We start from the raw sequence: 6,237 nt of genomic DNA on the forward strand, positions 1-6,237 counted from the left end.
TTCCACTCTAGAGCCCCCGCAGTTCAGCGAACAAAGCAGCCGTCCCCGGCGCCTGCCCGCGCCTCAGGCCTGTTGTCCCAGCGCCCGCCGCAGCGTGCGCTCCAGCCGGGCCTCGTCAATCTTCCAGAAGTCCCGCTGGACGCCGTCCACCAGCACCACGGGGATCTCCTCCGCAAAACGTTCGCGCAGCTCGGCGTCGTCATCTATGGACTGCTCGCGCCAGCCGATGCCGAGGCCCTGGGTGACGCGGTCGACGGCGGCGCGCGCCGCCGAGCACAGATGGCAGTCAGCTTTGGTGATGAGGACGACGTCGGGCCTTTGCATGGCTCCACGGTAGCCCGGCGGCCGCTCCCGCGTCGAAGCGCCGACCATCTCCGCAGCAGGCGCCGCGGGCCGTGCGACGGGAACCGGCCCCGGTGATGACTAGACTCGTGGCATGCCCGAAAAGAAGTACGCCGCTGTGGTCACCGAGCCGGTTGCTGCACAGCCTGTTGCAGCAGCGCAGCACGGAGAAGCCGCGTTCTTCGACGTCGACAACACCCTCATGCGGGGGGCCAGCCTGTTCCACGTGGCCCGCAAGATGCACCAGCGCGGGGCCTTTACCATTCCGCAGGCGCTTGGTATTGCCTGGAAGCAGTTCATGTTCGTGGTGCGTGGCGAGAAGCTGGATGACGTCCATGCCGTCCGCGACACCGCCCTGGGCCTGGCCGCCGGCTTCACCGTTGAGGACATTGAAGTCCTCGGCCAAGAGGTTTATGACGAAATGATTGAATCCCGGATCTGGCCGGGAGCCAAGGCGCTGGCCGAGCAGCACCTCCGGGTGGGCCGCAGGGTCTGGCTCGTGACCGCGACGCCGATCGAGGTGGCCACGGTGATCTCCACCAGGCTGGGCCTCACCGGCGCGCTCGGCACGGTCGGCGAAATCCTCGACGGCTCCTACACCGGCCGGCTGGTCGGCGAGATCCTGCACGGCCCCGCCAAAGCGGTGGCCGTCCAAGCAATGGCCGAGGCCGAGGGCCTGGACCTGGCCCGGTGCTGGGCGTACAGCGATTCGCGCAACGACATCCCGCTGCTGAGCATGGTGGGGCACCCCGTGGCCATCAACCCGGATTCCGGGCTCCGCCGCCATGCCCGAGACAACAATTGGCCCGTCTACGATTTCCGCGCCGGACGCCGCGCGGCCACCTTGGGGCTCAAGGCCGCGACCGTCGGAGGGGCCATCTACGGCCTCTGGCGGGGGTTCTCCCGCTTTCGCGGCCCGACGGTCTGACTCCCGCGCGACGTTCCACACCACGCATCCGCTATGGTTCCGGTCCAGCGCTACGCTTCCCGCTCAGCGCTACGCGGATCCGGGTAGCGTCGGGCCCAACCCGCGTCGCCTGTCCGAAAGCGCGTCCCTCGCCCGACTTCTCCCCAGCGCTTCCCGCTCATCGCTAAGCTTCCCGCCCCGCGCTACGCTTCCGGTTCAGCGCTACGCGGATCCGGGTAGCGTCGGGCCGAACCCGCGTCGCCTGTCCGAAAGCGCGTCGTCTGTCCGAACTAGGCGCGGAAATACCAAAGAAAATGCCCGCTGCCGGGAAGGCAACGGGCATTCACATAATGCGAAGTATCTCTACTTCTTATTGCGACGCTGGTGGCGCGTCTTGCGAAGCAGCTTGCGGTGCTTCTTCTTGGCCATACGCTTGCGACGCTTCTTAATAACTGAACCCACGAAAGTTCCTTACCGGCTAGATGCAGTACCTGCCTGTTGGAAAGGGTCCGCGGGCTAAGCAGCAGACTGTACAACTGACAGGTTCTTACAATGACGTAAAACGTTCCTTAACAGGGTACCGCCTATCGGGGGCACACCACGACCGCGGGCACCTTCCGGGCCCGCTGATCTTATTCCGGCCGCAGAAGACGGTGGATGCTCAGGCTGTTTCCGCGTTTCCGTCGACGACAGCACCCTTAAGGTACTGCTCGACGGCGGCTTCCGGCACCCGGTAGGAGCGCCCAAAACGGACAGCCGGCATCTCGCCGGAATGAACCAGCCTGTACACGGTCATTTTGGACACGCGCATCACATCCGCGACTTCGGCCACGGTCAAGAAGCGCGCATTGGAGAAGTTAGCCTCCGAAGACATTTCTATTCCTTTACTCAAGCGAACGGCAGCCCCATCAGAACGACATGGCGGTGTGCCGATGCTGAGCCATCAAACAACCATGTGTTAGACACTCTAGGGGCTCATGGTGCCAATGTGAAAGAGTTGCGCGGGAATCCCCCGGCCCCGCACCGGGTTTAGCCGCATCGCCGAGGCACCGGGCCGGCCGCCGCACCACCGGGGCCACCGGGCGGCCGCCGCACCACCGGGGCCACCGGGCGGCCGTCCACCGTCGGCCGCCGAACCGCCCGGGCTGGTCCACCAGGCCACCAGGAAGCCGTACCGCCTATCCCCGGGTCCGGCGGACGCGTGCGGCGGACGCCAACTGCGCGAGGACCGAGGCCGTGACTTCCCAGTCCATGCAGGCGTCCGTGACGCTCTGGCCGTAGACCAGGGCGTCGGATCCGGCGGCGTGCTCGGCGACGTCGAGGTTCTGCGCCCCACCGACCAGGAAACTCTCCAGCATGACGCCGGCGATGGCACGTGCCGAGGCACCGCCGTTCTCCAGCTGCGCGCCGATTTCGAGGGCCACTTCGGCCTGCCGGTGGTGGTTCTTGCCGCTGTTGGCGTGGCTTGCGTCGACGATCAGCCGCGGGTTGAGCTCTCTGGCGGCCAGCTTGGCGGTGGTGGCCTCCACGTCCGGGGCCGAGTAGTTGGGTCCCTTGCGTCCGCCCCGCAGGATGATGTGCGTGTCGGGGTTGCCGGCGGTGGAGACCAGGGCGGCCCTGCCCCCGCCGTCAATGCCAAGGAAGGCCTGGGCCGCCCCGGCGGCGCTACACGCGTCGAGCGCGACCTGCAGGCCGCCGTCGGTCCCGTTCTTGAACCCGATCGGCATGGACAGCCCGGACGCCAGCTGGCGGTGGATTTGGCTTTCGGTGGTGCGTGCACCGATGGCGCCCCAGGAGACGAGGTCCGCCAAGTACTGCGGGCTGATCGGTTCCAGGAACTCGGTGCCGGCCGGCAGCCCGAGTGCGGTGACCTGCTGCAGGAATCGGCGCGCGGCGCGGAGCCCGGCGGCGATGTCGTGGCTGCCGTCGAGCCGAGGGTCGTTGATCAGGCCCTTCCAGCCCACCGTCGTGCGGGGCTTCTCGAAGTAGGCCCGCATCACAATCAGCAGTTCTTCCTGGTGCTTCTCGGCCTGGCTCACCAGCCGCCGGGCGTATTCGAGGCCGGCCTTGGGATCGTGGATGGAGCAGGGGCCCACAATGACGAGTAGGCGGTCATCGACGCCGTCCATGATCGCGCGGACCTCGTCCCGGCCCCGGGCAACGGTCTCGGCCAGGCGGGTGTCCAGCGGCAGGTCCGCGACGGTCTGCTGCGGGGTGGGCAGCGGGGTGAACTCGCTGACGCGCAGGTTGGACGTGGACTGCTGGGATTCGGTGGCTGCTTCGGTGCGCATGGGGGTCCTGTTCCGGGGTGCGGAGCGGGCCCAGATCAGAACCCGCCGGGAATGGCGAAGGGCAGAGAATGATCTCTGCCCTGTTGGCTCTGAAGGAAGGTTGGATGCGTGTCAGCTAGACGCGGGCCCCTCCAGAGCCAACGAAAAATACGCATACCAACGGTTAGTCATGTTGTGACGATAGCCCGGCGATTGTCTTTCCGGCAAAACCCGGGTCGTAACATTCCGTCCCTGGCCGGGAGACCAGCCGGCGGGTCAGGCGGGAGACCAGCCGGCGGAACAGGCGGGAGACCAGCCGGCGGAACAGGCGGGAGACCAGCCGGCGAACAGGCGCGGACCAGACGGGAGACCAGCCGGCGAACAGGCGCGGACCAGACGGGAGACCAGCCGGCGGAGCAGCATGCTGGTCAGGTCCTGGGCCCCAGTCCGGCCTCCGCGTAGTAGCCCCCAATATGGTCCGCCACCAGCTGCGCCGCGCGGCCGCCGTCGTGGCTGGAGATGGCCGCCAGGATAGCCCGGTGTTCGGCCCGGAGCCGCGCCGCCGTGGCTCCCCAGTCCGGGAGGTTTCCTGTCAGCCGTCCGGCATAGTCCTGGATGGCTTCGCGGAGGGAGCCCATCATGGCGCTGACGACGGCGTTGCCCGCGGCATCCGCGAGGGCCAGGTGGAAGCGGACATCCAGGGCCAGGAACGCCTCCGTCTCGGCGCAGCTGTCCATTTGCTCCAGCAGCCGGGCCGCCTCGGCCAGCGCGGGCGACTCCGGGCGCGCCCGGGATGCGGCCCAGGATTCGAGCAGCACGCGCGTCTCCACAATGTCCTTGACGGGCAGGTGCGAGGTGGCGACGTGCAGCCGGAGCGCCGAGCCCAGCGCGGCCGTCGGGTCGGCGATCACGACGGTCCCCGACTCCGGGCCCGACCCCACCCCGGCCCTGAGGACACCCATGGCCTCCAGCACGCGGATGGCCTCGCGGACCGAGGTGCGGGAGACCTGAAGCTGCTCGGCGAGGGAACGCTCGGCCGGAAGCCGTCCACCCAGGGCCAGCTGACCGCTGGAGAGCTGGCCCTCGATCCACTGCAGGACAAGCTGGTGGGTGCGCATGGGGCCCATTCTACTTGATGTGGTTGGACCACACGCCTAGACTGTGGTTGGACCACACTCCCCCGGTGACTGGGATTTTAGTCTTTAGTCCTGCAGGGATCCCGACATTCAGGAACATGAGACCTGCCCGGAGGCAGCTATGACGCAGACCATCGAGCCCGGCAACCCCGAGGCGCCCACCCAACCCGAAGACACCGGCGCGGGCACCCGCTCCGCCGCAGCCACCCCGGGGGGCATTCCGGCGGCCCTCAAGCGCCGCGTCCCCAAGTACTCGGACCTCGCCCCCCTGATGCACTTCAAGAAGCCCGAGTTCAGCCGCGCCGCCCGGCTCCGGCGTGCCAGCACCATCTGGGACCTCCGAGACCAGGCCAAGCGCCGCACCCCGCAGGCCCCGTTCGACTACACCGACGGCGCGGCCGAAGCGGAGATCACCCTGCGCCGTGCCCGCGAGGCGTTCCTGGACATCGAGTTCCGGCCCGGCGTCCTCCGTAATGTCTCCAAAATAGACCTGACCACCGACATCCTCGGCAAGACGTCCCGGCTGCCGGTCGGCATTGCGCCCACAGGCTTCACCCGGATGATGCAGTCCGAGGGCGAGTACGCCGGTTCCCAGGCCGCCGCAGCCGCCGGCATCCCGTATACGCTCTCCACCATGGGCACGGCCTCCATCGAGGACGTGGCCGCCGCCGCGCCGGACGGCCGGAACTGGTTCCAGCTCTACCTGTGGACCGACCGCGACCGTTCGCTGGAGCTGATCGAGCGCGCCGCCAGGGCTGGCAACGACACCCTGATGGTCACGGTGGACACGGCGGTCGCCGGGGCCCGGCTGCGCGATGTCCGCAACGGCATGACCATCCCGCCGGCGCTGACGATCAAGACCGTGCTGGACGCCTCCTACCGGCCGGCGTGGTGGTTCAACTTCCTCACCCACGAGCCGCTGACTTTCGCGTCGCTGTCCCGATACACCGGAACCGTCGCGGACCTGATCAACTCGATGTTCGACCCCACCCTGACATTCGATGACCTCGACTGGCTGCGCGAAACCTGGAAGGGCAAGCTTGTGGTCAAGGGCATCCAGACCGTGGAGGACGCCCGCCGGGTCGTGGACCACGGGGCCGACGGCGTGGTGCTCTCCAACCATGGCGGACGCCAGCTGGACCGGGCCCCGATCCCGTTCCACCTGCTTCCGGACGTCAAGGCGGCGCTCAAGGCGGACAACAGCGACGCGGCGATCATCCTGGATACCGGCATCATGAGCGGCGCGGACATCATCGCCGCGCTGGCCCTGGGCGCCGACTTCACGATGATCGGCCGCGCCTACCTCTACGGCCTGATGGCCGGCGGGCGGGCCGGCGTTGACCGTGCCATCGAGATCCTTGAAATGGACATGCTCCGCACCATGGCCCTGCTGGGTGTCAGCCGGATCTCGGAGCTATCTCCGGACCACGTGCGTCTGCTCTCCAAGTAAGGCTGCACTTCCGCGAGTGGGCAGTTCGCGGCGGTGTTCGTCCGGCAAAGTCATATGGTCGTAGCAACGCTCTGATTGATGGAGCGTTTTATGGTCAAGTTATTTCCTCCGAATGCCCGTACCGAGTTCGTT

7 protein-coding genes are annotated in these 6,237 nt (G+C 67.6%); 2 read left to right on the plus strand and 5 right to left on the minus strand.

Annotation, left to right across the window (positions count from 1 at the left end; genetic code table 11):
• Nucleotides 1–63 precede the first annotated feature (63 nt).
• Nucleotides 64–324, minus strand: coding sequence for a glutaredoxin family protein (locus ACZYZ3_RS03735; RefSeq protein ID WP_463962489.1), 261 nt, complete (start codon nt 322–324; stop codon nt 64–66).
• 112 nt (nt 325–436) lie between these two features.
• Between ACZYZ3_RS03735 and ACZYZ3_RS03740 the strand changes: the two genes are divergently transcribed.
• Entirely contained in the window at nt 437–1,270 is an 834-nt protein-coding gene (locus ACZYZ3_RS03740) for an HAD family hydrolase (protein WP_463962490.1), read from the plus strand.
• Between the two features lie 342 nt (nt 1,271–1,612).
• Here the strand turns inward: ACZYZ3_RS03740 and ACZYZ3_RS03745 are convergent, their stop codons facing one another.
• From ACZYZ3_RS03745 to ACZYZ3_RS03760, 4 genes are all read right to left on the minus strand, one after another.
• Nucleotides 1,613–1,711, minus strand: coding sequence for a 30S ribosomal protein bS22 (locus ACZYZ3_RS03745; RefSeq protein WP_003792170.1), 99 nt, complete (start codon nt 1,709–1,711; stop codon nt 1,613–1,615).
• Between the two features lie 199 nt (nt 1,712–1,910).
• A complete protein-coding gene (locus tag ACZYZ3_RS03750; protein ID WP_463962491.1) occupies nt 1,911–2,123 on the minus strand; it encodes a helix-turn-helix domain-containing protein in 213 nt (70 codons plus the stop codon).
• A 304-nt stretch (nt 2,124–2,427) separates the two neighbouring features.
• A complete protein-coding gene (locus tag ACZYZ3_RS03755) occupies nt 2,428–3,540 on the minus strand; it encodes a 3-deoxy-7-phosphoheptulonate synthase (protein WP_463962492.1) in 1,113 nt (370 codons plus the stop codon).
• A 407-nt stretch (nt 3,541–3,947) separates the two neighbouring features.
• Nucleotides 3,948–4,637, minus strand: coding sequence for a FadR/GntR family transcriptional regulator (locus tag ACZYZ3_RS03760; RefSeq protein ID WP_463962493.1), 690 nt, complete (start codon nt 4,635–4,637; stop codon nt 3,948–3,950).
• A 139-nt stretch (nt 4,638–4,776) separates the two neighbouring features.
• Here ACZYZ3_RS03760 and ACZYZ3_RS03765 point away from each other — a divergent pair, with 139 nt between their 5' ends.
• Entirely contained in the window at nt 4,777–6,105 is a 1,329-nt protein-coding gene (locus tag ACZYZ3_RS03765; RefSeq protein ID WP_463962494.1) for an alpha-hydroxy acid oxidase, read from the plus strand.
• The last annotated feature ends 132 nt before the right edge of the window (nt 6,106–6,237 follow it).

This window comes from Pseudarthrobacter linnaei (assembly GCF_055412825.1).